Annotated in this window: 20 protein-coding genes; 10 read left to right on the forward strand and 10 right to left on the reverse strand. The window is 72.0% G+C overall.

Translation table 11 applies throughout. The features are described 5' to 3' along the window. Positions 1 to 12 precede the first annotated feature (12 nt). The 4 genes from iolD to iolC form a co-directional block, all read right to left on the reverse strand. Positions 13 to 1,896: a 3D-(3,5/4)-trihydroxycyclohexane-1,2-dione acylhydrolase (decyclizing) gene (gene iolD, locus AAC944_RS13955; RefSeq protein WP_030615074.1), complete on the reverse strand. Its 1,884-nt coding sequence runs from the start codon at positions 1,894 to 1,896 to the stop codon at positions 13 to 15. Beyond that, complete coding sequence (gene iolB, locus AAC944_RS13960) at positions 1,893 to 2,807, reverse strand: 5-deoxy-glucuronate isomerase (RefSeq protein WP_030615077.1); 915 nt, start codon at positions 2,805 to 2,807, stop codon at positions 1,893 to 1,895. The genes iolD and iolB overlap by 4 nt, the downstream gene beginning before the upstream one ends. A 68-nt stretch (positions 2,808 to 2,875) precedes the next feature. Continuing rightward, on the reverse strand, positions 2,876 to 3,757 hold the full coding sequence (locus AAC944_RS13965) for a Cgl0159 family (beta/alpha)8-fold protein (protein WP_030615079.1): 882 nt from the start codon (positions 3,755 to 3,757) through the stop codon (positions 2,876 to 2,878). 60 nt (positions 3,758 to 3,817) lie between these two features. Then, the gene (iolC, locus tag AAC944_RS13970) at positions 3,818 to 4,825 is read right to left on the reverse strand and encodes a 5-dehydro-2-deoxygluconokinase (RefSeq protein WP_030615083.1); all 1,008 of its coding nucleotides are present in this window, start codon (positions 4,823 to 4,825) and stop codon (positions 3,818 to 3,820) included. A 277-nt stretch (positions 4,826 to 5,102) separates the two neighbouring features. Between iolC and AAC944_RS13975 the strand changes: the two genes are divergently transcribed. The 5 genes from AAC944_RS13975 (at position 5,103) to AAC944_RS13995 (ending at position 9,904) form a co-directional block, all read left to right on the forward strand. After that, the gene (locus AAC944_RS13975) at positions 5,103 to 6,023 is read left to right on the forward strand and encodes a sugar phosphate isomerase/epimerase family protein (RefSeq protein WP_030615086.1); all 921 of its coding nucleotides are present in this window, start codon (positions 5,103 to 5,105) and stop codon (positions 6,021 to 6,023) included. Positions 6,024 to 6,062: 39 nt separating this feature from the next. Then, the gene (locus AAC944_RS13980) at positions 6,063 to 7,082 is read left to right on the forward strand and encodes a Gfo/Idh/MocA family protein (RefSeq protein ID WP_030615089.1); all 1,020 of its coding nucleotides are present in this window, start codon (positions 6,063 to 6,065) and stop codon (positions 7,080 to 7,082) included. A 50-nt stretch (positions 7,083 to 7,132) separates the two neighbouring features. After that, entirely contained in the window at positions 7,133 to 7,993 is an 861-nt protein-coding gene (locus tag AAC944_RS13985; RefSeq protein ID WP_030615090.1) for a sugar phosphate isomerase/epimerase family protein, read from the forward strand. A 4-nt stretch (positions 7,994 to 7,997) separates the two neighbouring features. After that, positions 7,998 to 9,413, forward strand: a complete 1,416-nt coding sequence (locus AAC944_RS13990; RefSeq protein ID WP_037772223.1) for a sugar porter family MFS transporter — start codon at positions 7,998 to 8,000, stop codon at positions 9,411 to 9,413. Between the two features lie 284 nt (positions 9,414 to 9,697). Continuing rightward, entirely contained in the window at positions 9,698 to 9,904 is a 207-nt protein-coding gene (locus AAC944_RS13995; protein ID WP_030615094.1) for a helix-turn-helix transcriptional regulator, read from the forward strand. Between the two features lie 136 nt (positions 9,905 to 10,040). Here AAC944_RS13995 and AAC944_RS14000 read toward each other — a convergent pair whose 3' ends face one another. Beyond that, positions 10,041 to 11,150: a LacI family DNA-binding transcriptional regulator gene (locus AAC944_RS14000; RefSeq protein ID WP_078888572.1), complete on the reverse strand. Its 1,110-nt coding sequence runs from the start codon at positions 11,148 to 11,150 to the stop codon at positions 10,041 to 10,043. 228 nt (positions 11,151 to 11,378) lie between these two features. Between AAC944_RS14000 and AAC944_RS14005 the strand changes: the two genes are divergently transcribed. The 3 genes from AAC944_RS14005 to AAC944_RS14015 all read left to right on the forward strand — a co-directional run bounded on the left by AAC944_RS14005 (position 11,379) and on the right by AAC944_RS14015 (position 15,256). Further along, positions 11,379 to 12,380: a Gfo/Idh/MocA family protein gene (locus AAC944_RS14005; protein ID WP_030615097.1), complete on the forward strand. Its 1,002-nt coding sequence runs from the start codon at positions 11,379 to 11,381 to the stop codon at positions 12,378 to 12,380. A 331-nt stretch (positions 12,381 to 12,711) separates the two neighbouring features. Next, positions 12,712 to 12,945, forward strand: coding sequence for a heavy-metal-associated domain-containing protein (locus tag AAC944_RS14010; RefSeq protein WP_030615100.1), 234 nt, complete (start codon positions 12,712 to 12,714; stop codon positions 12,943 to 12,945). A gap of 4 nt (positions 12,946 to 12,949) precedes the next feature. Continuing rightward, positions 12,950 to 15,256 (forward strand): heavy metal translocating P-type ATPase, encoded by a 2,307-nt coding sequence (locus AAC944_RS14015; protein ID WP_030615102.1) that lies wholly within the window; start codon positions 12,950 to 12,952, stop codon positions 15,254 to 15,256. A gap of 574 nt (positions 15,257 to 15,830) precedes the next feature. On the opposite strand, the gene AAC944_RS14020 is transcribed toward AAC944_RS14015, so the two are convergent. The 5 genes from AAC944_RS14020 to AAC944_RS14040 form a co-directional block, all read right to left on the reverse strand. Then, positions 15,831 to 17,120, reverse strand: coding sequence for a citrate synthase (locus tag AAC944_RS14020; RefSeq protein WP_030615105.1), 1,290 nt, complete (start codon positions 17,118 to 17,120; stop codon positions 15,831 to 15,833). Between the two features lie 176 nt (positions 17,121 to 17,296). After that, positions 17,297 to 19,498: an SF1B family DNA helicase RecD2 gene (recD2, locus tag AAC944_RS14025; protein ID WP_196943011.1), complete on the reverse strand. Its 2,202-nt coding sequence runs from the start codon at positions 19,496 to 19,498 to the stop codon at positions 17,297 to 17,299. Between the two features lie 500 nt (positions 19,499 to 19,998). Further along, positions 19,999 to 20,856 carry a sugar phosphate isomerase/epimerase family protein gene (locus AAC944_RS14030; RefSeq protein ID WP_030615111.1) on the reverse strand — a complete coding sequence of 286 codons (858 nt, stop codon included), beginning with the start codon at positions 20,854 to 20,856 and terminating at the stop codon, positions 19,999 to 20,001. Continuing rightward, complete coding sequence (locus AAC944_RS14035; RefSeq protein WP_051871772.1) at positions 20,853 to 21,968, reverse strand: dihydrodipicolinate synthase family protein; 1,116 nt, start codon at positions 21,966 to 21,968, stop codon at positions 20,853 to 20,855. Before AAC944_RS14035 ends, AAC944_RS14030 begins: the two co-directional genes overlap by 4 nt. Beyond that, positions 21,965 to 23,116 (reverse strand): Gfo/Idh/MocA family protein, encoded by a 1,152-nt coding sequence (locus AAC944_RS14040; protein ID WP_030615116.1) that lies wholly within the window; start codon positions 23,114 to 23,116, stop codon positions 21,965 to 21,967. The genes AAC944_RS14035 and AAC944_RS14040 overlap by 4 nt, the downstream gene beginning before the upstream one ends. 303 nt (positions 23,117 to 23,419) lie before the next feature. On the opposite strand from AAC944_RS14040, the gene AAC944_RS14045 reads away from it, so the two are divergent. Both AAC944_RS14045 and AAC944_RS14050 read left to right on the forward strand, forming a co-directional pair. Continuing rightward, a complete protein-coding gene (locus AAC944_RS14045; protein WP_030615120.1) occupies positions 23,420 to 24,508 on the forward strand; it encodes a LacI family DNA-binding transcriptional regulator in 1,089 nt (362 codons plus the stop codon). Between the two features lie 174 nt (positions 24,509 to 24,682). Next, positions 24,683 to 25,492, forward strand: a complete 810-nt coding sequence (locus tag AAC944_RS14050) for a sugar phosphate isomerase/epimerase family protein (RefSeq protein WP_030615124.1) — start codon at positions 24,683 to 24,685, stop codon at positions 25,490 to 25,492. Positions 25,493 to 25,783: the final 291 nt, after the last annotated feature.

The raw sequence follows: 25,783 nt of genomic DNA on the forward strand, positions 1-25,783 counted from the left end.
CTTCAGCGGAGGTCAGAGATGGCGGCGGCGTCCGGCCGCCTGGCGGTCGTACTCCTCGCGGGCGAGCTGCGCCGCCTCGCGCGTCGCGGTCTCGGCAACGGGAACATCCCACCAGGCCTGGGCCGGCGGCGCGCCCGGCACAGTGTCAGCCGTTTCGGTCTCGACATAGACACATGTGGGGCGGTCCGAGGCGCGCGCAGCGGCCAGTGCGGAACGCACCTCGGCGACGGTCCCCGCGCGGATCACGTCCATGCCCAGCGAGGCGGCGTTCGCCGCCAGGTCCACCGGCAGCGGCTCACCGGTGTACGTGCCGTCCTTGGCGCGGAAGCGGTAGGCGGTGCCGAAACGCTCGGCGCCGGTCTCCTCCGAGAGGCCGCCGATGGAGGCGTAGCCGTGGTTCTGGAGGAGGACGAGGTTGATGTTGACGCCCTCCTGGACCGCGGTGACGATCTCGGTGGGCATCATCAGGTACGTGCCGTCGCCGACCAGGGCCCACACCGGGCGGTCCGGGGCGGCCATCCGGACGCCGATCGCGGCCGGGATCTCGTACCCCATGCAGGAGTAGCCGTACTCCAGGTGGTACTGGCGGCGGGACCGGGCGCGCCACAGTTTGTGCAGGTCACCGGGGAGTGAGCCGGCCGCGTTGATGACCACGTCGTCATCGCCGACGGTCGCGTCCAGCAGGCCGAGCACCTGCGTCTGGCTGGGCCGCGCGTCCTCGGCACCGGTCCCGTACGCGGTGTCGACCAGCCGTTCCCACTCGGCCTTGGCCGCGCCGTACGCCTCCTCGTACGCCGCCTCCACCCGGTGTCCGCCGAGCTCCCGGGTCAGCGCCTCCAGGCCCGCGCGGGCGTCGGAGATCAGGGAGAGCGCGCCGAGCTTGTGGGAGTCGAACGAAGCGATGTTGAGGTTCACGAAGCGCACGCCGGGGCGGGCGAAGAGGGTCGCGGAGGCGGTGGTGAAGTCGGTGTAGCGGGTGCCGACTCCTATGATCAGGTCCGCCTCGCGGGCCAGGGCGTCCGCGGTCGCGGTGCCGGTGTGGCCGATGCCGCCCACGTCGGCGGGGTGGTCGTACCGCAGCGAGCCCTTGCCGGCCTGGGTGGAGGCGACCGGGATGCCGGTGGCGTCGGCGAACGCGCGCAAGGCGTCCTCGGCCTCGGAGTGGTGGATGCCGCCGCCCGCGACGAGCAGCGGCCGCTCGGCGGAGCGGATCGCGTGCACGGCCTCGGCGAGCTGCCCGGCGTCGGGCTGCGGCCGGGTGACGTGCCAGACCCGGTCGGCGAAGAAGTCCTCGGGCCAGTCGAACGCCTCGGCCTGGACGTCCTGCGGGAGGGCCAGGGTGACCGCGCCGGTCTCGACGGGGTCGGCGAGCACCCGCATGGCCTGGAGGGCCGCCGGGATCAGCGCCTCGGGGCGCGCCACCCGGTCGAAGTAGCGGGACACCGGGCGCAGCGCGTCGTTGACGGAGACGTCGCCCGCGTACGGCACCTCCAGCTGCTGGAGCACGGGCTCGGCCGGGCGGGTGGCGAAGGTGTCGCCGGGCAGCAGCAGGACCGGGAGGCGGTTGACCGTGGCCAGCGCCGCGCCGGTGACGAGGTTGGTGGCGCCGGGGCCGATGGAGGTGGTGACGGCCTGCGCGGAGAGCCGGTCGGACTGGCGGGCGTACCCGACGGCGGCGTGCACCATGGCCTGCTCGTTACGGCCCTGGAGATAGGGCATCGAGCCCTGGGACTCCAGCAGCGCCTGGCCCAGGCCCGCGACGTTGCCGTGCCCGAAGATCCCCCAGGTGGCGCTGATGAGGCGGTGCCGTACGCCGTCCCGCTCGGTGTACTGATGGGCGAGGAACTCGACCAGGGCCTGGGCGACCGTGAGGCGGCGCGTCGTCGGGGCGGTCATCGGGCTTCTCCTGCGGGTGCGCTGTAGAGGGGGAGGCGGGGGTCGACGGGCTGCTCGGGCCAGGTGCCCCGGATCCAGCCGTGGTCCGGGTGGTCGCAGATGAGCCACTCGCGCTTCTCGCCGGGGCCCGCCATGACGTTGAGGTAGTACATGTCGTGGCCGGGCGCGGCGATGGACGGGCCGTGCCAGCCGTCGGGGATGAGGACGACGTCACCGCTGCGGACCTCGGCGAGCACGTCGGTGTCCCGGCCGTGGCCGGAGGGGGTCACGCGCTGGTAGCCGAGGCCGGGCTTGGCATCGCCGTTCTCGTCCGTCGCCGACGCGATCTCGAAGTAGTAGATCTCTTCGAGCTCGGACTCCTCGCCCGGGCGGCACTCGTCGTGCTTGTGCGGCGGATACGAGGACCAGTTGCCGCCCGGCGTGATCACCTCGACCGCGATGAGCTTGTCGCATGCGAAGACGCCTGCCGCGCCGAAGTTGTTGACCTGGCGCGAGCAGTTGCCCGTGCCCCGCAGCTCGACGGGGACGGACGAGGCGGGGCCATACCGGGCGGGAAGGCGCTGCGAGCAGCGCGCGCCGGTGAGCGCGAAGCGGCCGCCGGACTCGCTGGCGATGCCCACGTGCGCGTCGCGCGGGACGTACGCGAAGTCCGTGACACCGCTGAACACGCTGTCCCGGCCGGTCAGCGCGAACTCCTCGCCCGAGTCGACCGCCACCGTGCAGCCGCCGGAGAGCGGCAGCACGATCCACTCGCTCTCGCCGGTCGCGAAGGAGTGGTGACCGCCGGGCGGGAGCTCCAGCACGCGGAGGGAGGAGTAACCCCAGCCCGCGTTCTTGGGGTGGATGTCGAGGGCGTACGGGCCGTCGGCGGCGGTGCCCGCCGGGCGGTGGAAGGTGGATTCGGCGTTCATGACGTCAAGTCTCCTACTGAACACTGACGGTGACAGGACCCTGTGGACAACTTCCGCGTCATCCGCGGCTACAGGAGGCTGACGGCGGTATCCACAGCCCCCGCCACGTCCCCGTCCACGGGGTAGAGCAGCGAGCGCCCGGCGACCAGCCCCTGGACGGTCGGCAGGTGCAGGGCCTTGCGCCACTTCTCGTACGTCGTGTCCTGGTCGGCGGCCGAGATGTCGCCGCCGAGCAGGACGGTCGGCAGTGTGGAGGTCTCGCAGACCTGCGCCATGTCCTCGGGGTCCTCGGTGACCGGCAGTTTGAGCCAGGTGTACGCGGAGGTCCCGCCGAGCCCGGAGGCGATGGCGACGGACGTGGTCACGGCCTCGGCGCTCAGGTCGTTCCTGACCTTGCCGTCGATCCGGCGCGAGATGAACGGCTCGACGAAGGTGGGCAGTTCCCGCTCGGCCATGGCGTCGATGGCGCGCGCTGTGGACTCCATGGTGTCCAGGGACCCGGCGTCGCTGTAGTCGATGCGCATCAGCAGCTTCCCGCAGTCGAAGCGGAGCCGGGCGATGTCCTGCGGGCGGTGGCCGGTGAACCGGTCGTCCATCTCGAAGGAGGCCCCGGCGATACCGCCGCGGTTCATCGAACCCATCACGACCTTGCCCTCCAGCGCACCCATGAGGAGCAGGTCCTCCAGGATGTCGGCGGTGGCGAGGACGCCGTCGACACCGGGCCGGGACAGCGCGAGCGAGAGGCGTTCGAGCAGGTCGAAGCGGTCCGCCATGGCCAGCTTGCGGTCCCCGACGGCCAGGGCGCCGCGCGCGGGGTGGTCGGCGGCGACGATCATCAGCCGGCCGCTGTCGCCGATGAGGGGGCGGCGGGTGCGGCGGGCAGCGGCTTCCGCGACGGCTTCGGGGTGCCGGGCCCGCAGCCGCGCGAGGTCGGAGAGCGGTGTGGTCAAGGCGTAACTCACCTTCTTGAGCGCCCGCGGGACGGCCGCGGGCGGAGTGCGGCGGTGTGGTCAGCGCTCCGCGAGGAACGCTTCGACCTCGGAGGTGGTGGGCATGGCCGACGAGCAGGCCAGGCGCGCTGCGACGATGGCCCCGGCGGCGTTGGCGTAGCGCATCATGGGCTCCAGTTCCCAGCCGGAGAGCAGGCCGTGCACGAGGGCGCCGCCGAAGGAGTCGCCCGCGCCGAGGCCGTTGACGACCTCGACCGGAGTGGGCGGTACCTCGGCGGTGCGGCCGTCGCGGTGCACGGCGAGCACGCCCTTGGGGCCCTGCTTGATGACGGCCAGCTCGACGCCCATGTCCAGCAACGCCTGGGCGCAGGCCTTGGGGTCGCGCAGCCCGGTGGCGACCTCGGCCTCGTCGACGTTGCCGACCGCCACGGTGGCGTGCGCCAGCGCCGCCTCGTAGTACGGACGGGCGTTGGCCATGGCCTGCGGGCCGGTCTCGCCGCCGTCGCCGGAGGCGCCGCCCCGGCCGCCCCAGAACATCGGCCGCCAGTCCAGGTCGAAGACGGTGGTGCCGGACTTGCCGCGCGCTTCCAGGGCGGCGAGCGTCGCGGAGCGGCTGGGCTCCTCGCACAGGCCGGTGCCGGTGATCCAGAAGACCCGCGCGGCCCGGATCGCGTCCTGGTCCAGCTCTTCGGGGCGGATGACCAGGTCAGGGGCCTTGGGGCGGCGGTAGAAGTACAGCGGGAAGTCGTCCGGCGGGAAGATCTCGCAGAAGGTGACCGGGGTCGGGTACTGCGCGACGGGGGTCACCCAGCGGTCGTCCACGCCGAACTCGCGCAGCGCCTTGTGGAGGTACGCGCCGAAGGGGTCGTCACCGGTACGGCTGATCACGGCGGTGCGGCGGCCCTGACGCGCCGCGGCGACCGCGACGTTGGTGGCCGAGCCGCCCAGGAACTTCCCGAACGTCTCCACGTCGGCCAGCGAGACGCCGGTCTGCAGCGGGTAGATGTCCACCCCGATGCGGCCCATGGTGATCAGGTCAAAGCGGCCGGTGTCGGTCGGCTCGGTCATGTGCGCCCCTTCGCTACGGCCGGTCTCGGGAAGCGCCGGCCAGGTCGGCTCCGACCACAGGTCTAACGGGGCGACTCTCACCCTGTCAACAGTTTGTCCTTACATTCTGACGTCGACGATGCGATGATGGCCGAGTCACCGCGGGTTACAAAGTCCTTAAGTCCTTATGTCAGGACGAAGTCTTGACAGGCTCGGTGCGCCGATGAAGGCTGAGCGCACCACAACCCCACCCCGTCCCTTCCCGGTCATCGCCGACCGGTGAGAGGAGAGCCGCACCATGCCCGTACCCAGCGCGAACGTCCCCCGTCTGGACCGGCTCCGGGTCGGATCGGCACCCGATTCCTGGGGCGTCTGGTTCCCCGACGACGACCAGCAGGTCCCCTGGGAACGCTTCCTGGACGAGGTCAGCGAGGCCGGTTACGAGTGGATCGAGCTGGGGCCGTACGGCTACCTGCCCACCGACCCTGCCGTACTCCACGGCGAGATCGCCAAGCGTGACCTGAAGGTGTCGGCCGGCACGATCTTCACCTCGATGCACCGCGGCCCCGAGAACTGGGACGCGACCTGGCAGCACGTGAGCGAGGTCGCCACGCTGACCAAGGCGATGGACGCCAAGCACCTCGTCGTGATCCCGTCCTTCTGGCGCGACGACAAGACCGCCGAGCTGATCGAGCCGAGCGAGCTGACCACCGAGCAGTGGAAGCACCTCACCGGCGGTATGGAGCGGCTGGCGAAGCAGGTACGCGACGAGTTCGGCCTGGACATCGTCGTGCACCCGCACGCCGACACCCACATCGACACCGAGGAGCACGTCGAACGCTTCCTCGACGGCACCGACTCCGACCTGGTCAACCTCTGCCTGGACACCGGCCACTACGCGTACTGCGGCGGCGACAGCGTCAAGCTGATCAAGACCTACGGCGAGCGGATCGGCTACCTCCACCTCAAGCAGGTCGACCCCGACATCCTCGCCGACGTCCAGGCCAACGGCACCCCCTTCGGGCCCGCCGTGAAGCAGGGCGTGATGTGCGAGCCGCCGCTCGGCGTACCGGCCCTGCCGCCCGTCCTGGAGGCCGCGCAGGCCCTGGACGTGGACCTGTTCGCCATCGTCGAGCAGGACATGTACCCCTGCCCGCCCACCCAGCCGTACCCGATCGCCGAGCGCACCCGCCGCTTCCTGCGCTCCTGCGGCGCGTAGCCCCGTCCCCCTCCCGCACCGAACACGAGGAGCACGACCATGACGCAGCACGGAACGCTCGGGGTGGCGGTCATCGGCACCGGCCGGATGGGCGCGGACCACGTACGCCGCATCAACGACGTCATCAGCGGCGCGCGGGTCGCCGCCGTGGTGGACATCGACGCCGACCGCGCGAAGACCATCGCCGACGGCATCGAGGGCTGTACGCCCTGCACCGACCCGGCCGCCGCGATGGACGACCCGGCCGTCGACGCCGTACTGATCGCCTCGCCGGGGCCGGCCCACGAGGCCACCCTGCTCGCCGCGTTCGAACGGGACCTGCCGGTGCTCTGCGAGAAGCCGCTCACCCCGGACGCCGCCTCCGCGCTGCGCGTCCTGGAGGCCGAGCAGCGGCTCGGCCACCGCCGCGTCCAGGTCGGCTTCATGCGCCGCTACGACGCCGAGTACAGGAAGCTCAAGGCGCAGCTGGACCAGGGCGCCTACGGCCGGCCGCTGATGCTGCACCACCAGCACCGCAACCCCGATTGCCCGCCCGGCTTCACCGACGCGATGATGATCAACGACTCGGCCGTGCACGAGATCGACGTCACCCGCTGGCTGCTGGACGAGGAGATCACCGCCGTCCGCGTGCTCTTCCCGAACGCCACCGACAAGGCGCCCGAGGGCCTGCGCGACCCGCAGCTCATCCTCTTCGAGACCGCGTCGGGCCGGGTCGTGGACACCGAACTGTTCGTCAACTGCGGCTTCGGCTACCAGGTGAGGTGCGAGGCGGTCTGCACCGACGGTACCGCCCGCATCGGTGACGACCGCGGCGTCTTCGCCAACACGGCCAACGGCTGGGGCGGCACCATCGCCCCCGGCTTCGAGGACCGTTTCGCCGACGCCTACGACCTCCAGGTCCAGCGCTGGGTCGACGCCACCCGCCGCGGCGAGGTCGAGGGCCCCGGCGCCTGGGACGGTTACGCCGCCGCCGCGGTCTGCGAGGCCGGCGTACGCGCCCAGGAGACCGGCGAGCGCGTCACGGTCGAGCTGGCCGAGCGCCCGGCCCTGTACCGCTGAGAACCACTCCCTCCGGACCCCTTCCCGTACACCGAAAGGCTGCCCCTCCCGTGAAGATCGCTCTTGATCCGTACATGTTCCGGAACGTTCCGCTGCTCGAACTCCCCGGTGTCGTCGCCGAGCTGGGCTTCGAATGGATCGAGCTGTCGCCGCGCGAGGACTTCAACCCCTTCTTCCTCCACCCGCGCGTGGACGACGGCACCGTGCAGAAGTTCCGCAAGGAACTGAGCGCGGCGGGCGTCGGCATCTCCTCCGTCCTCCCCCTCTACAAGTGGTCCTCCCCGGACGAGGACGAGCGGCAGGCCGCCGTCCGCTACTGGAAGCGGGCCATCCAGATCACCTCCGACCTCGGCGTCTCCGCGATGAACTCGGAGTTCAACGGCCGCCCCGAGAAGGCCGACACCAGTGAGGGCCAGTTCTGGCGCTCCCTGGAGGAGCTGCTGCCGGTCTTCGAACGGGAGGGCATCACGCTCGCCCTGGAACCGCACCCGGACGACTTCATCGAGGACGGGCACGCCGCCGTCGACATGATCCGCGGCATCAACAACCCGCTGGTGTCCTTCCTGTACTGCGCGCCGCACACCTTCCACCAGGGCAACGACGCGCCGGGCATCCTGAAGCACGCGGGCGGTCTGACCACCGCCGTCCACCTGGCCGACTCCTTCGACCACACCGGCTCCTCCGGGCTGCGCTACATCGTCAACCCGCCCGGCTCGGCCGTACGCATCCACCAGCACCTGGACATCGGCCAGGGCGAGGTCGACTTCGACGAGCTCTTCCGCGAGCTGGCCGCCAACGGCTTCGACGGCACCCTGGTCTCCTCCGTCTTCGCCTGGGAGGAGCGCGCCAAGGAGTCGTCCCGCTTCATGCGGGCCAAGATCGACGAGTACGTCACCCGGCACTGGAGCTGAGCCCGTGGCCGCCGCACCGACCAGACCGGGCGCGTCGGCACGCGAGGGCGAATCCCTCGCGTCCGCGCGCCGCGCCAAGCGCTTCATCACGGGCATCGCCGCCATCGCCGCCATCGGCGGTGCCCTGTTCGGCTACGACACCGGAGTGGTCTCCGGAGCGCTCCCCTTCATGGAGGAGCACTTCGGACTCACCTCCCTCGGGGAAGGCATCATCACCAGCGCCCTGCTGATCGGCGCGGCCTTCGGCTCGCTGGCCGGCGGGCGCATGTCCGACCGGCTCGGCCGCCGCAACTCCCTGCTGTGGGCCGGCGCGGTGTTCATCGCGGGCGCGGTCGCCGTCGCGGTCGCGCCCTCGGTCCCCTTCATGGTGGTGGCGCGCTTCGTCCTCGGCCTCGCCGTGGGCAGCGCGTCCGTCATCACCCCGCTGTACCTGTCGGAGATCGCCCCGCCGCACATCCGCGGCCGGCTGGTCTCCTTCAACTCCCTGATGATCGTCAGCGGTCAGCTGCTGGCGTACCTCATCAACGCGGTGCTCGCGCACTGGGAGGCGTGGCGCTGGATGCTCGGCCTCGCCGCGCTGCCCGCCGTCGCCCTCTTCATCGGCCTGTTCTTCCTGCCGGACACCCCGCGCTGGTACATGAGCAAGGGGCGTACGGAGGAGGCGGGCGCCGTGCTGCGGCGCACCCTGCCGGCCGGTGAAGTGGACGACGAGCTGGCACGCATCGAGCAGGCCCGCACCCTGGAGGAGAACGCCCAGCGCGGCGCCTGGCAGGAGCTGCGCACCCCCTGGGTGCGCCGCATCCTCCTGGTCGGCATCGGCCTGTCGGTCGTCCAGCAGATCACCGGCGTCAACGCGGTCATCTACTTCGCCCCGAAGATCCTGCTGACCACCGGCCTCGGCACCAACGCCGCGATCACCGCCACCATCGCGGTCGGCGCGGTCTCCGTGCTCGCCACCGCGGTCGGCATGTCACTGATCGACAAGGTCGGCCGCCGCCCGATGTTGATCTGGGGCCTGACCGGGATGACCGCCTCCCTGGTGCTGCTCGGCGCGTCCTTCCACCTCCCGCAGTCCACCGGCGTCAGCTACCTCGTACTCGCCCTGATGGTGCTCTACATGGCCTTCATGCAGGCCACGCTGAACACCGGGGTGTGGCTGCTGCTCGCCGAGATGTTCCCGCTGAAGGTGCGCGGACTGGCCATGGGCGCGGCGGTGTTCGTGATGTGGCTCGTCAACTTCGCGGTGGCGCTGCTCTTCCCGGTCCTGCTGGATGCGGCCGGCGCCGCGCTCACGTTCTGGACCTTCGGCGTGATGTGCGTACTGTCGCTGGTCTTCTGCAAGCGGTACGCGCCGGAGACCAAGGGCATGGCCCTGGAGGACCTGGAACACGAACTGCGCAAGGCCGCGGCCGGCGGCTGACCGGGCGGACGCGGAGCGGGACGGGACGGGGCCGGGCGAGGCGATCGCCCGGCCCCGTCCGCGTACGGCAGCCCGGCCCGTCCGCGTACGGCAACGGCCGTCCGGGCCGTGTCACGGGCGTCACCGTTACGCGGGTCTTCCGTCACAGGGCTTCTACAGACTGTCCCCGTCACTCAAGGACCTCGTTGCACCAGGCACAGGGTGAGTGATCACCAAGCCGTGCGCAGTTCCCCCGCGGGCTCCTCCGGGCCGCCTGCGTACGGCTCCAGGGAGGTGCGCAGAACATGACCGACCGAAGACTCTGGTCGTACAAGGAGATCGCCGCACACATCCGGGTCCAGCCGGACACCGTGCGCTCCTACCGGAAGCACGGGCTGCTGCCACCACCCGACCTCGTGGAGGGCGGCAAGCCGTACTGGTACGCCGACACCGTACGGGAATGGGTGGCCCGGCGGCCGGGCCACCGCGGCCGGCGCGACCGCGAGGCCTGAGCAGCCGCCGGCCTTGCCTCCGGCCCCGCATCATCGGGTGCGGGGCCGTTTCAGTACCTCGGTACGGGTGCGCGCTTCGGTACGGGTGCGCGCCTCAGTACGGGCCTGCGTCTCAGTGCGGGACTTCCGCTGTGCCTCAGTACGGGGCCGTCGCTGTGCCCCGGATCTCCAGCGAGGGCTCCACGAGCTGCCGTTCGGCCGGGCGGGACGGGCGGTCCATCCGGTCCAGGAGACAGCGCGCAGCCCGCCGCCCCACCTCGTAGCCGGCGTTGTTCACCGTCGTCAGCCACAGGTGCCGGATCCGGGCGAGGTAGGTGTTGTCGCAGCCGACGAGGGAGAGGTCGCGCGGTACGTCGAGGCCCAGCTCCTGCGCCGCGGAGAGCACGCCGACGGCCGCGATGTCGTTGAACGCGAAGACGGCGGTGGGGCGTTCGCCGCCACGCCGGCCGCCGAGCAGCCGTACGGCCGCGCGGTAACCGCCCTCCTCCGTCGCGTCGCCGGGCGCCATCACCACCCCGCCTTCGAGGCCGTGCTCGCGCATCGCCGCCTCGTAACCGCGCCGCCGCAGCGCTCCGACGCTGCCCGGGCCCATGATGTGGGCGATCCGGCGGTGGCCGAGGCCGATGAGGTGCTCGGTGGCGAGCCGGGCACCCCGCTCGTCGTCGTTGGCGACGGTGTCCACCCGGGGCAGTTCCGGGTCGTGAGTGCCCGCGACGACGGTCGGCAGCCGGCCGGCGGCCTCGGCGAGTGCGCCGCTGTCCGGCAGCGTGCCCACCGCGACCAGGCCGTCCACCCGCAGCTCGGCGAACGTACGGGTGAAGTCCTCCCCCGTATGCCGGTCGAGCCTGCCGTCGGCCATCAGCATCCGCAGGCCGTGCGCGTGCAGCACCGCGTTCAGGCCGTCCAGCAGCTCCACGAACCACGGGTTGCGCATGTCGTTGAGCAGCACGCCGACGGTGTGCGTACGACGCGCCACGAGGCTGCGCGCGGCGGCGTTGGGCCGGTAGTCCAGCTCCCGGACCGCGTCCAGGACGGCGGCCCGCTTGGCGTCGCTCACCTGCGGCGCGCCCCGGAGCACGAGGGAGACCAGTGACTTGGAGACACCCGCGCGCTCGGCGACGCTGCGGATCGTCGGCGGCCTGCCGGCCACGTCCGCGGCCCGCGCCGTGCGCCCCGCACGCCTGGCACGCCCTGCCGGCTCTTCGGCGGGCGCAGGCGCACCAGGCCGCTTGTTGGACCGTTCCATGTCCGGAAATCCTTCCACCCACCCGCGAACCCGTCAACGCATCCGTCGGCGCACCCGTCGACGCATCCGTCGGCGCATCCGTCGACGTGCGAACAAGCCGCGTCGTCCCGCAGGGGTTGACACGACTATGTAAGGACATGCAGGGTTCCTGGACGTGCGTTGGACCGTTCCAAACCGCGGCCGTCCCGCCTCACCGGCGGCCGTGCCCACCACAAAGGAGTGGCAGCAATGAAGCTCGGCCTCATCGGCACCGGCCGCATCGGCGCGTTCCACGCCGAGACCCTGAAGCGCGTCCCCGGCGTGCACGGGATCGTCGTCGCGGACGCGGACACCGCACGCGCCCGGGACCTCGCGGACAAGCTCGGCCTCCAGGCGGCGCCCACCATCGAGGACCTGTACGCGGACGGCGCCGACGGCGTGGTGATCACCGCGGCCACCAGCGCCCACGCCGCCCTCCTCCACCAGGCCCTGGACCACGGCGTCCCGGTCTTCTGCGAGAAGCCGGTGGCCCTGGACGTCCCCGGCACCGTCAGCGTCGTCGAGCGCGCCGCCCACAGCCCCGTCCCCGTACAGATCGGCTTCCAGCGCCGCTTCGACGCGGGCTACCGCGCCGCCCGCGAGGCGCTCCGCTCCGGCGAACTGGGCTGGCTGCACACCCTGCGCGCCTGCACCTCCGATCAGACGCCGCCGCCCGCCGCGTACATCCCCACCTCCGGCGGCCTCTTCCGTGACTGCTCCATCCACGACTTCGACATCCTGCGCTGGCTGACCGGGCGCGAGGTCGTCTCCGTCTTCGCCCAGGGCGCGAACAAGGGCGAGCCCTTCTTCGCCGACGGCGACGACGTCGACACCTGCGCCGCGCTGCTCCGCTTCGACGACGACACCCTGGCCACCGTCACCGCCACCCGTTACAACGGCGCGGGCCACGACGTACGCCTGGAGGTCTGCGGCTCCCAGGGCGCCCGCGTCGTCGGCCTGGACGACCGTGCACCGCTGCCCACCGCCGAGGCCCGGCTCTCCTGGCAGCAGGACACCCCGTACGCGACCTTCATGGAGCGCTTCCACGACGCGTACGTCACCGAGCTGACCGCCTTCACCGAGGTCGCGGCGGGCCGCGCGGAGAACCCCTGCACCGCCGCCGACGCCCTGGAGGCGCTCTACATCGCCGAGGCCTGCGAGCGCTCACGCCGCACCGGCGAACCGGTCGCGGTCGCCGACGTCCGCGCCTGAGCCACGCCGTCACACCCTCTCCGGCATCAACCTGCTCCGCTGACCGGGCCGCCGGGCGCGGGCCGGGGTGCCGAAGCGGCGGGCGGCCAGGGGAAGGCTGCCCCCGTGCGTTCCAGGTTTCCTGTCCGCATCCGTTCCGGCCAGTTCTCCCCGTTTTCCCGTCTTTCCGCCTTTCCTCGTCTTTCCTCGCCTTTTCCGGGCGGCCCCGGTGCTGCCGGGGGCAGTATTTCCGGAGCGGTGTGAGGGGTTTTGCCGTTAATACCCCCTAGGGGTATACAGTGGGTTACGGAAATCCGGAACACCTCATGCCACTCGGTACAAGGAGAGTCCCATGACCGCACCGGCCGGCCAGCCTGTCACCACTACCTACAAGGTCACCGGGATGACCTGCGGCCACTGCGAGGGGGCGGTGAAGGAGGAGGTCTCGGCGATCCCCGGCGTCGTCTCCGTCGAGGCCGCGGCCACCACCGGGATCGTGACCGTCGTCTCGCAGGCACCGCTCGACGAGGAAGCCGTGCGCGCCGCCGTCGACGAGGCGGGGTACGAGCTCGTGGGCCAGGCCTGATCCCATGCCGGACACCACGTCGCAGGCGCGGGTCGAGCTGGCCATCGGCGGCATGACCTGCGCCTCGTGCGCCGCGCGCGTGGAGAAGAAGCTCAACCGGATGGAAGGCGTGACCGCCACCGTCAACTACGCGACGGAGAAGGCGAAGGTCGCCTACGACCCGGGTGTCGAGGTCGCCGATCTGATCGCCACGGTGGAGCGGACCGGGTACACCGCGCGCGAGCCGGAGCCCGAGCCGCCCGCCCCTGCCCCTGCCACCGCTCCGGGCGCGTCCGAGGAGTCGCCGGCCGGGCCGCAGGAGGGGCCGGACCAGGCCCTGGCGGCGCTGCGGCAGCGGCTGGTCGGGTCGGCGGTGCTCGCCGTGCCCGTGATCGCGCTGTCGATGATTCCGGTACTGCAGTTCGACAACTGGCAGTGGCTCTGCCTGACGCTGGCCGCGCCAGTCGTCGTCTGGGGCGCGTACCCCTTCCACCGGGCGGCCTGGACGAACCTGCGGCACGGCGCCGCCACCATGGACACCCTGGTCTCCCTCGGTACCCTGGCCGCGTTCGGCTGGTCGCTGTGGGCGCTGTTCTTCGGGCACGCCGGAATGCCGGGGATGCGGCACGGCTTCGACCTGACGGCCCGCCAGGGGGACGGCTCGTCGGCGCTCTACCTGGAGGCCGCCGCGGGCGTCACCGCGTTCATCCTGCTCGGGCGCTACCTGGAGGCCCGGTCGAAGCGGAAGGCCGGGGCGGCGCTGCGGGCACTGATGGACCTGGGCGCCAAGGACGTGACCGTCCTGCGGGACGGCCGGGAGGTACGGGAGCCGGTGGACCGGCTGGCCGTCGGCGACCGGTTCGTCGTACGGCCAGGGGAGAAGGTCGCCACCGACGGGACGGTGGTGGAGGGCGCGTCGGCGGTGGACGCCTCGATGCTCACCGGCGAGTCGGTACCGGTCGACGTGGCGCCGGGTGACTCCGTGACCGGCGCGACCGTGAACACCGCCGGGCGGCTCGTCGTCGAGGCCACCCGCATCGGGGCCGACACCCGGCTCGCGCGGATGGCGCAGCTGGTGGAGGACGCGCAGAGCGGCAAGGCCGAGGCGCAGCGGCTCGCGGACCGGATCTCCGCCGTCTTCGTGCCGGTGGTGCTGATCATCGCCCTCGCGACGCTCGTCGTGCGGCTGCTGGTGACGGGGGACGCCACGGCCTCGTTCACGGCGGCGGTCGCGGTGCTGATCATCGCCTGCCCGTGTGCGCTGGGGCTGGCCACGCCGACCGCGCTGATGGTCGGTACGGGGCGGGGTGCCCAGCTCGGCATCCTGATCAAGGGGCCCGAGGTACTGGAGTCCACCCGCAAGGTCGACACGGTCGTGCTGGACAAGACCGGCACGGTCACCACCGGGCGGATGAGCCTTCACGAGGCGGTCCCGGCGGCGGACACCGACGAGAAGACCCTGCTGCGGCTCGCCGGCGCTCTGGAGCACGCGTCGGAGCATCCGGTGGCCCGCGCGATCGCGGAGGGCGCACAGGAGCGGGTGGGGGAGCTTCCCGCGGTCGAGCGCTTCGAGAACGTGGCGGGCCTGGGCGTCCGCGGCACGGTGGACGGCCATGAGGTCGTCGTGGGGCGCGAGCGGCTGCTGGACCGGAGCCTGTCCGAGGGAGCGTCCGACGGCAGCTCCGGCGGGCTGCCCGCCGAGCTGGGCGCCGCCCGGGACCGCGCCGAAGCCGCGGGGAGCACGGCCGTGCTGGTCGCCTGGGACGGGCGGGCGCGCGGCGTGCTGTCCGTCGCCGACACCGTGAAGGACGGCAGCGCGGAGGCGGTCACACGGCTACGGGCGCTCGGCCTGACGCCCGTACTGCTCACCGGTGACAACGAGGCCGTCGCGACGGGCGTCGCCCGCGCGGTGGGCATCGCGGCGGACCAGGTCTTCGCCGAGGTCATGCCGGAGGACAAGGTCGCGGTCGTGCGGCGGCTGCAGGAGCGGGGCCGGTCGGTCGCGATGGTCGGGGACGGCGTGAACGACGCCGCCGCACTCGCCCAGGCCGATCTGGGGCTCGCGATCGGCACCGGTACGGACGCGGCCATCGAGGCCGGTGACCTCACCCTCGTACGGGGGGATCTGCGGGTGGCCTCCGACGCCATCCGGCTCGCCCGGCGTACCCTCGGGACCATCAAGGGCAATCTGTTCTGGGCGTTCGGCTACAACGTCGCGGCGATCCCGCTCGCGGTGGCCGGGCTGCTCGACCCGATGATCGCGGGCGCGGCGATGGCGTTCTCGTCGGTCTTCGTGGTGACGAACAGCCTGCGGCTGCGGTCCTTTCGGTAGGTCCGTCCCTTTACGCCCCACGGTCGGGCGGAGTTCCCTCCACCGCCTGGCAATTACGTGGGGTTCTTCACCTGATTAGGGACCTTCACACAGTTCTCACAACCCGCACCGCACCCATACACTGGGGCCCCGATCTCCTGACCGGGACCCTTGACCGTATTCGCCCGATATGGCAAGAGACCCAGATCACAGAGGTTCGGACGTAACCATTCGAGGGGGTCGTGAGTCTAACCGTGCAGTACAAGCACCCCGGCGGGGCTTGTACTCGACAACCGGACCGGTCTTGGGGGACTTCGTCCGGTTACGCGTAGCCGGGGCGACGTGCCCGGGGAGCTTTGAGCGGCCCTCCCGTACGTGCGCGTCCCGGCAGATCGCGTAAGGCAGTAGAGCAGGGTGCCCTCAATGGACGCCCGGACGGATCCCGTGGGGGGAATCCGACCCGGGAAAAGGGAAGCGCCCCCCGCTCCGGACCCGTGGGGGGATCTGGAGCGAGGGGCGCTTTCCGCTGTGTACGGCCGGCCGCCGCCGGCCCTGGACCGGCCCGCCGGGCGGGCCGGTGCCTGAGCGACCGGTGTCAGCGCTGCTCGACCGGGACGAAGTCGCGCTCGACCACGCCGGTGTAGATCTGGCGCGGACGGCCGATGCGGGAGCCCGGCTCCTTGATCATCTCGTGCCACTGGGCGATCCAGCCGGGGAGCCGGCCGAGCGCGAAGAGCACGGTGAACATCTCGGTCGGGAAGCCCATGGCCCGGTAGATCAGACCGGTGTAGAAGTCCACGTTCGGGTAGAGCTTGCGCTCGACGAAGTAGTCGTCGGCCAGCGCGTGCTCCTCCAGCTTCAGCGCGATGTCCAGCAGCTCGTCGGACTTGCCGAGCGCGGAGAGGACGTCGTGCGCCGCCGCCTTGATGATCTTCGCCCGGGGGTCGAAGTTCTTGTAGACGCGGTGCCCGAAGCCCATGAGCTTCACGCCGTCTTCCTTGTTCTTCACCTTGCGGATGAACTCGTCGACGTTGCCGCCGTCGCGCTGGATGCCCTCCAGCATCTCCAGCACGGACTGGTTCGCACCGCCGTGCAGGGGGCCCCACAGGGCGTTGATGCCGGCGGAGATCGAGGCGAAGAGGTTGGCCTGCGAGGAGCCGACCAGGCGCACGGTGGAGGTCGAGCAGTTCTGCTCGTGGTCGGCGTGCAGGATCAGCAGCTTGTCCAGCGCGCTGACCACGACCGGGTCCAGCTCGTACTCGGCGGCGGGCACCGAGAAGGTCATGCGCAGGAAGTTCTCGACGTAGCCGAGGTCGTTGCGCGGGTAGACCACGGGGTGGCCGACCGACTTCTTGTACGCGTACGCCGCGATCGTCGGAAGCTTGGCCAGCAGGCGGATGCTGGAGAGGTAGCGCTGCTGCTCGTCGAACGGGTTGTGGCTGTCCTGGTAGAAGGTGGACAGCGCGCTGACGACCGAGGACAGCATCGCCATCGGGTGGGCGTCCCGCGGGAAGCCGTCGTAGAAGCGCTTGACGTCCTCGTGGAGCAGCGTGTGGTACGTGATGTCCTGCTTGAACGAGGACAGCTCGTCGACGGTCGGCAGCTCGCCGTTGATGAGCAGGTACGCGGTCTCGATGAACGTGCTGCCCTCTGCGAGCTGCTCGATCGGGTAACCGCGGTACCGGAGAATGCCCGCCTCACCGTCGAGATAGGTGATCGCGGATTTATACGCGGCAGTGTTGCCGTAACCGGAATCCAGGGTCACCAGACCGGTCTGTGCGCGCAGCTTCGAGATGTCGAAGCCCTTGTCGCCGACGCTGCTGTCGACGACCGGGTAGGAGTATTCGCCGTCCCCGTAACGCAGTACTACAGAGTTGTCGCTCACGTCATCCCTCACCGACGTTGTGCCTCTTCTTCGAGGTGCCCTGACTGCCTATACCTTCCCCCATTTGGACCTTGCGTGTGCACTCGGGGTCGGCCATAGGGCCTTTAGGCGGCACTCAGTGCCGCCCAGCTGCCCATCTTGCGCCCCTTCGCCCCAAAGAGGAAAGGGGTGACACCTCACATCGTGCCGCCGAGCCGGTGATCCAGCGCGGTGTGCCTGCGACCCGCCGATATCGTCCGCACCGCTTGGCCCAATGCCTTGCGGGACCCCACCAGCACCACCAATCTCTTTGCCCGGGTTACTGCCGTATAGAGAAGGTTGCGCTGTAGCATCATCCACGCGCCCGTCGTGACGGGAATCACCACTGCCGGGTACTCACTTCCCTGCGAACGGTGGATCGTCACGGCGTACGCGTGCGCCAGCTCGTCCAGTTCGTCGAAGTCGTACGGCACCTCCTCGTCCTCGTCGGTGCGGACGGTCAGCCGCTGCTCCTCGGCGCTCAGGGACGTGACCACGCCGACCGTGCCGTTGAAGACGCCGTTGCGGCCCTTCTCGTAGTTGTTCCGTATCTGGGTGACCTTGTCGCCCACGCGGAAAACCCGGCCGCCGAAGCGGCGCTCGGGGAGGTCGGGGCGGGCGGGGGTGACCGCCTGCTGCAACAGGCCGTTCAGCGCCCCGGCGCCGGCCGGGCCGCGGTGCATCGGGGCCAGCACCTGCACGTCCCGCCGGGGGTCGAGGCCGAACTTCGCCGGGATCCGGCGGGCCGCCACGTCGACCGTCAGCCGTCCGGCCTCCTCGGTGTCCTCCTCCGGGAAGAGGAAGAAGTCCGTCAGCCCGGTCGTCACCGGCGGCGTCCCGGCGTTGATGCGGTGCGCGTTGGTCACCACACCCGAGTGCTGCGCCTGCCGGAAGATCCGGGTCAGCCGTACGGCCGGCACCGGGCCGCCCTCCGCGAGCAGGTCCCGCAGCACCTCCCCCGCTCCCACGGACGGCAGCTGGTCCACATCGCCCACGAGGAGCAGGTGCGCGCCCGGCGGCACGGCCTTGACCAGCTTGTTGGCGAGCAGCAGGTCCAGCATCGACGCCTCGTCGACCACCACGAGGTCGGCGTCCAGCGGGCGGTCCTGGTCGTACGCGGCGTCCCCGCCGGGCTTCAGCTCCAGCAGCCGGTGCACCGTGGCGGCCTCCGCGCCGGTCAGCTCTGCCAGCCGCTTGGCGGCCCGCCCGGTCGGCGCCGCCAGCACCACCTTGGCCTTCTTGGCGCGGGCCAGCTCCACCACCGAGCGGACCGTGAAGGACTTGCCGCAGCCGGGGCCGCCGGTGAGCACCGCGGCCTTCTCGGTCAGCGCCAGCTTCACGGCCGCCTCCTGCTCGGGCGCCAGCTGCGCGCCCGTCCGGTCCGCGAGCCAGGCCAGGGCCTTGTCCCAGGCGACGTCGCGGAAGGCCGGCATCCGGTCCTCCTCGGTGCGCAGCAGCCTCCGCAGCCGCCCGGCCAGGGACAGCTCGGCGCGGTGGAAGGGGACCAGGTACACGGCGGTGACCGGGTCGCCGCCGTCGGCTGCGGGCACCGTCTCCCGCACGACGCCCTCCGGGTCCTCGGCCAGCTCGGCCAGGCAGTCGATGACCAGCCCGGTGTCCACCTGGAGCAGCTTCACGGAATCGGCGATCAGCTGCTCCTGGGGCAGGAAGCAGTGGCCCTGATCGGTGGACTGGGACAGCGCGTACTGCAGGCCGGCCTTGACCCGGTCCGGACTGTCGTGCGGGATGCCGACCGACTGGGCGATGCGGTCGGCGGTCAGGAAGCCGATGCCCCAGACGTCGGCCGCGAGGCGGTAGGGCTGGTTGCGTACGACGGAGATGGAGGCGTCGCCGTACTTCTTGTAGATGCGCACGGCGATGGACGTGGACACGCCGACGCCCTGGAGGAAGACCATGACCTCCTTGATGGCCTTCTGCTCCTCCCAGGCCGCGCCGATCATCTTCGTCCGCTTGGGCCCGAGGCCCGGCACCTCGATGAGCCGCTTCGGGTCCTGCTCGATGACGTCGAGGGTGTCCGTGCCGAAGTGCTCGGTGATGCGGTCGGCGATCCGGGGGCCGATGCCCTTGATCAGGCCGGAGCCGAGATAGCGGCGGATGCCCTGGACGGTGGCGGGCAGGACCGTGCGGTAGTTCTCGACGGTGAACTGGCGGCCGTACTGGGGGTGGGAGCCCCAGCGGCCCTCCATGCGCAGCGATTCGCCCGGCTGGGCGCCGAGCAGCGCCCCGACGACCGTGAGCAGGTCGTTGCCCCCGCGTCCCGTGTCGACGCGCGCGACGGTGTAGCCGTTGTCCTCGTTGGCGTACGTGATCCGCTCCAGGACGCCATGCAATTCAACCAACGCCGGACGGTTTGACTGCTCCACGTCACCACCCCCTAGCGACGCAGGTCACTTTTGTTTGGTGATGTGGGATCCGCTCCAGGACGCCTTCGACGACGGCCAGGCCTCCGGGCTGTCCGGGTCCTCCCCCATGCGATCGCTGCATGGTCCGACGGTACCGCCGGGCCCTGACACCGCCGGAGGCCTGTGGAAAACCCCGCTCAGGCTCCGCGGAGCCTGAGCGGGGCCTGAGCGGGGCCTGAGCGGGGCCAGGGCACTTCGAGGGGCCCGGCGCGCTGCCGGGCCCCTCGATTCCCCCTCGGGTTCCCCCTCCTCATCGCCGCCTGACCATTCCCCCGGATCTCCCCCTCAGGCACCGATGCCCTGTACGACCCTTCAGGGGCCGGAACGGTTGCGTCGCTCCGTTCCTCTTTCGGCGCAGTTCTCCGCACGGCCCGCGCCCGTACGCACGGCGCACACGGCGCGTTCACCGGGGCTGCGGAATCCCCACGCGCCCCATGTCATTCCGGATCCAGTACGTGCTCCCGGTAGCGGGCGATCACCTCGGCCAGCACCTCGGCCCCGTCCCGGGCCCACAGCCCCGGATGGAAGATCTCGACCTCGACGGGCCCGGTGTGCCCCGCCGCCTCGGTCCGCTCGCGGAACCACCGCAGGTCCACCGCGCCGTCCCCGAGCTGCCCGCGCCCCAGCAGCACCCCTTCGGGCAGCGGGGTCACCCAGTCCGCGAGCTGGAACGCCGCGAGCCGCCCGCCGCGCCCCGCCCGGTCGATGCCCGCGCCGACCGTGTCGTCCCACCACAGGTGGTACGTGTCCACGACCACCCCGACCTGCTCGGCGGGGAAGCGTTCGGCGAGGTCCAGCGCCTGGGCGAGCGTGGAGACGACACAGCGGTCCGACGCGTACATGGGATGCAGCGGCTCGATGGCCAGCCGTACGCCCCGCTCCGCGGCGTACGGCCCCAGCTCGGCCAGCGCCTCGGCGACCCGCTCCCGGGCCCCGTGCAGGTCCCGGCTGCCGGGCGGGAGCCCGCCGGACACCAGGACGAGCGTGTCCGTCCCGAGGGCCGCGGCCTCGTCGACCGCGGCCCGGTTGTCGTCCAGCGCGGCGGCGCGCGCCACGGGGTCGGCGGCGGTGAAGAAGCCGCCGCGGCACAGGCTGGTGACGGTCAGCCCGGCGTCCCGTACGAGCTTGGCGGCCGCCTCGACGCCGTACTTCTGCACGGGCTCGCGCCACAGGCCCACGTGGCGCAGCCCGGCCGCCGCGCAGCCGTCCGCGAGCTCCGGGAGCGACCACTGCTTGACGGTCTCCTGGTTGAGGCTCAGGCGCGCGAGGTCGTCCTGGGCAGCGGGCCCCGTCATGCGTCTCCTCCCAGTACGGCGGTCAGCTTCGCCATCCGGTGCCGGGCCAGCTCGGGGTCCGGGAACAGGCCGAGCCCGTCGGCCAGTTCGTACGCCCGGCGCAGGTGCGGCAGCGAGCGCGCCGACTGCAGGCCGCCGGCCATCGTGAAGTGCGACTGGTGCCCCGAGAGCCAGGCGAGCAGGACGACGCCGGTCTTGTAGTAGCGGGTCGGCGCTTCGAAGAGGTGCCGGGACAGCTCCACAGTGGGGTCCAGCACCTTGTGGAACGCGGCGGTGTTCCCGGTGTCGAGCAGCCGCACCGCCTCGGCGGCCAGCGGGGCGAGCGGGTCGAAGATGCCCAGCAGGGCGTGGCTGAAGCCGCGCTGGTCGCCGGCGATCAGTTCGGGGTAGTGGAAGTCGTCCCCCGTGTAGCACCGCACCCCGTCCGGAAGGCGGCGGCGGAGCGCGACCTCACGGTCCGCGTCGAGCAGCGAGACCTTCACGCCGTCCACCTTGTCCGGGTGTTCGGCGATGATCTGCAGGAACGTATCGGTGGCCGCGTCGAGGTCGTCGCTGCCCCAGTAGCCCTCCAGGGCCGGGTCGAACATGGGCCCGAGCCAGTGCAGGATGACCGGCTCGCTGCTCTGCCGGAGCAGGTGGCCGTACAGCTCCGCGTACGTCTCGGGGCCGGTCGCGGCCGCCGCCAGCTGCCGGGACGCCATCAGGATCGGCTGTCCGCCGGCCTCCTCCACGAGGGCGAGCTGCTCCTCGTAGGCGCCGCGCACGTCCGTCAGGTCCGCTCCGGTGGACGGGAGCTGGTCGGTGCCGACGCCGCAGGCGATCCGGCCACCGACGGACCGGGCCTCCGCCGCCGACCGCCGGATCAGCTCGGCGGCGGTCGCCCAGTCCAGGCCCATGCCGCGCTGTGCGGTGTCCATGGCCTCGGCGACGCCCAGGCCGTGCGACCACAGGTGGCGCCGGAAGGCGAGGGTGGCGTCCCAGTCGAGGACGGCCGGGCCGTCGGGGGTGGTGTCGGCGTGCGGGTCGGCGACCACGTGCGCGGCGGCGAAGACGGTACGGGAGGTGAAGGGGGCGGCGCCTCCGGACGCGGTCCCTCCGGGCGCGGCGCTCACAGGCTCAGCTCCGGTACGTCCAGGCGGCGGCCCTGTTCGGCCGAGCGGATGCCCAGCTCGGCCAGCTGTACGCCGCGCGCACCGGCCAGGAGGTCCCAGCGCCACGGCTCGTCGAGCACCACATGGCGCAGGAAGAGCGACCACTGCTCCTTGAAGCCGTTGTCGAACTCCGCGTTGTCGGGCACCTCCTGCCACTGCGCCCTGAAGTCCTCCGTGGCCGGCAGGTCCGGGTTCCAGACCGGCTTCGGGGTCGCCGAGCGGTGCTGGACCCGGCAGCGGCGCAGGCCGGCGACGGCCGACCCCTCCGTGCCGTCCACCTGGAACTCCACCAGCTCGTCCCGGTTGACGCGCACGGCCCAGGAGGAGTTGATCTGGGCGACGGCGCCACTCTCCAGCTGGAAGATCCCGTACGCGGCGTCGTCGGCGGTCGCCTCGTACGGCTTCCCGTCCTCGTCCCAGCGGCGCGGGATGTGGGTGGCGAGGTGGGCCTGGACGGTACGCACCGGCCCGAACAGCTCGTGGAGCACGTACTCCCAGTGCGGGAACATGTCCGTCGCGATGCCGCCGCCGTCCTCGGCCCGGTAGTTCCACGAGGGGCGCTGCGCCTCCTGCCAGTCGCCCTCGAAGACCCAGTAGCCGAACTCCCCGCGGACGGAGAGGACGCGGCCGAAGAAGCCGCCCTCGACCAGCCGCTTCAGCTTCAGCAGGCCGGGCAGGAAGATCTTGTCCTGGACGACGCCGTGCTTGATGCCGGCCTCGCGGGCCAGGCGCGCCAGTTCGAGGGCGCCGGCCAGCCCGGTGGCGGTGGGCTTCTCCACGTAGAGGTGCTTGCCGGCGGCGATCGCCTTCTTGACCGCCTCCTCACGTGCGGCGGTGACCTGCGCGTCGAAGTAGATGTCGATGCTGTCGTCGGCCAGCACGGCGTCCAGGTCGGTGGTCCACTCCGTGAGGCCGTGCCGGCCGGCGAGGGCCGCGAGCTTGTGCTCCGCGCGCCCCACCAGTACCGGTTCCGGCCAGATCACCGTGCCGCCGCCCGCGTCCAGGCCGCCCTGCTCGCGCAGGGCGAGGATCGAGCGGAGGAGGTGCTGGCGGTATCCCATGCGCCCGGTCACGCCGTTCATGGCGATCCGTACGGTCCTGCGTGTCACAACCCGACCCCTCACTTCAACCGGTGGTACCTGTCGCGGCCCGGGTGGTCCGCGAACGGACAGCGCGCGGGAAAGCGCGGGCGGACGTGTGTGCGGCGCTCCGTGGCGTTCCGGTCAGCGCGGCCGGACACGTGCGCGCACACATGGACGTCCGGCGTTCGGAGTTGCTCGTCCGGACGGAGTTGCTCATCCGCTGTGCGTAGAAAGCGCTTTCCATCGCGAGAGAAGCTAGCCTGCGACGCGAGACGCCACAAGAGGGGCGACGCCGTGCGTGGCGCCGCGGGACCCGGACGGGGAGTGATCATGACCGTGACACTGGCGGACGTCGCGGCGCGGGCGGGGGTCTCCGCGGCGACCGTCTCGCGCGTGCTGAACAGCAACTACCCGGTGGCCGAGGCCACCCGTGACCGAGTGCTGCGCGCGGTCGCGGACCTGGAGTACGTCGCGAACGGGCCGGCCAGCGCGCTCGCCGCGGCCACCTCCGACCTGGTCGGCATCCTGGTGAACGACGTCGCCGACCCGTTCTTCGGCGTGCTCGCGAGCGCGGTGCAGTCCGAGATGAGCGACGGCGGCGGCCCCGGCGGGGAGAAGCTCGCCGTGGTCTGCAACACCGGCGGCTCCCCGGAGCGCGAGCTGACCTACCTCACGCTGCTGCACCGGCAGCGGGCCGGCGCCGTGGTGCTGACCGGCGGCTCGGTCGAGGACCCCGCGCACACGGCGGCACTGACGGCCCGGGTCGTACGGCTGGCCGCCGCGGGCACCCAGGTGGTGCTGTGCGGCCGCCCGCCGCTGCCGGCGGAGGTACCGGCGGGCAGCCGCCCGGCGGGGGCGCGGGCCGCCGACGCGGGGCCCGCGCCGCTGACCGTCGCGTTCGACAACCGGGGCGGCGCCCGGGCGCTGACGGAACATCTGATCGAGCTGGGCCACCGCCGCATCGGATGCGTCGCGGGCCCCGAACGCCTCACCACCACCCGGCACCGCTTGGAGGGCCACCGCGCCGCGCTCGCCGCGCACGGCGTCGAGGACGTGCACGGGCGCACGGTGCACGGCGCCTACGACCGGGCCTCCGGTTACGCGGCGGCCCACGAACTGCTCCGCCGCGACGACCGCCTGACGGCCGTCGTCGCGGCCAACGACACGGTCGCGCTCGGCGTCTGCGCGGCGCTGCGCGAGCGCGGGCTGCGCGTCCCCGCCGACGTCTCGGTCGCCGGCTTCGACGACCTGCCGTTCAGCGCGGATGCGGTACCGGCGCTGACGACCGTACGGCTGCCGCTGGGCGAGGCCGGGGCGCTGGCCGGACGGCTGGCCATGGGCCGGGAGCCGGCGCCGCGAGGCGGCGTGACGCTGCTCCCGTCCGAACTGGTGGTACGCCATTCGACGGCACCGGTCTGACCCGGCTCCGCTCCCGCGGCGCGGCGGACGGCCGCGCCGCCGTCTCCCGGACGGCTGCGGCGGCATCCTGGACGGCGGGACGGGAAAGGTGCGTGAGGGGGTACCCGGTGAGGTACCGGAGCCAGGGGGGCCGGAGCTTTCTCGAAGTGCTGCGAAAGGTAGGGCTGTAGGGCTATGCGATTCGCCTTCTCGACGCTGGGCGTGCCCGGGATGCCGGTACACGACGTGGCCCGGCTCGCCGCCGGAGCCGGGTACCACGGGGTGGAGCTGCGCGCCCATCCGGAGGAACCGGTGCACCCCGGGCTCAGCGCCCGGGACCGGGCCGAGGTGGTCCGGGAGTTCGCGGACGCCGGGGTGGAGATCCTGACCGTCGCCGGGTACGCCAAGGTCGCCGAGGCCCAGGACGGAACGGGCGAGGCGGCGCTCGCGGACGAGCTGGCGGGACTGGTCGGCCTGGCGGCGGACCTGGGCGCCTCGTACGTCCGGGTGTTCCCCGGTGGCGGCGACCGGCCTGCCGCCGAGGCCGACGCGGACGCCGCCCGCCGGCTCGGCGCCGTCGCCCCGCTCGCGGCGGACCGCGGGGTGACCGTCCTGCTGGAGACGCACGACTCGCACCGCACGGGCGCCGCTGCGGCGCGGGTGGTCGGGCCGGTGGGCCACGGGTCGGTCGGGGCGTTGTGGGACGTCATGCACACCTGGCTGGGCGGTGAGGACCCGGCCGCCACGCAGGCCGTGCTCGCGCCGCACCTGGGCTACGTCCAGGTCAAGGACGTCGCCTCGGCCGAGGACAGAACGCCGCTGCCGCTCGGCGCCGGGGTGCTGCCGCTGGCCGGCTGCCTGGGCGCGCTCGTCGCGGACGGCTGGGACGGGTGGCTGTGCTGGGAGTACGAGAAGCGCTGGTACCCGGCTGCCGCACCGCTCCCCGACCTGCTCGGCGCCGGCCGGGAACACCTGGAGCACCTGCTGCGCGCCGCCGGGAGGTGACGCGGCGGCGGGGGCGCCTTCCCCCGCGCGCCCGCGTGTCCGTCCCCGCCGGGCAGCGCATCCGGCCCACCGTGCGTCAGTGGTTTCCCTCCGTACCAATCTCGCGCCGTGGCGGCCGTTCCGGGGAACCCGGTGCGTCGTCGCTCCGTCACACCGACGTACTGCCGGTGAGTCTCCGCAAAGCGGTGTCGGCCTCGCTGCTGGCTGCGTCGCTGACCACCCTCTCCACCGCCTGCGGCCGGCAGCACACCGCCACCGGCGCACCCCCCTCCTCACGCGCCGGTGGCGGAT

Origin of the sequence: Streptomyces sclerotialus, assembly GCF_040907265.1 — a bacterium.
In the GTDB taxonomy this organism is placed as follows: Bacteria; Actinomycetota; Actinomycetes; order Streptomycetales; family Streptomycetaceae; genus Streptomyces; species Streptomyces sclerotialus.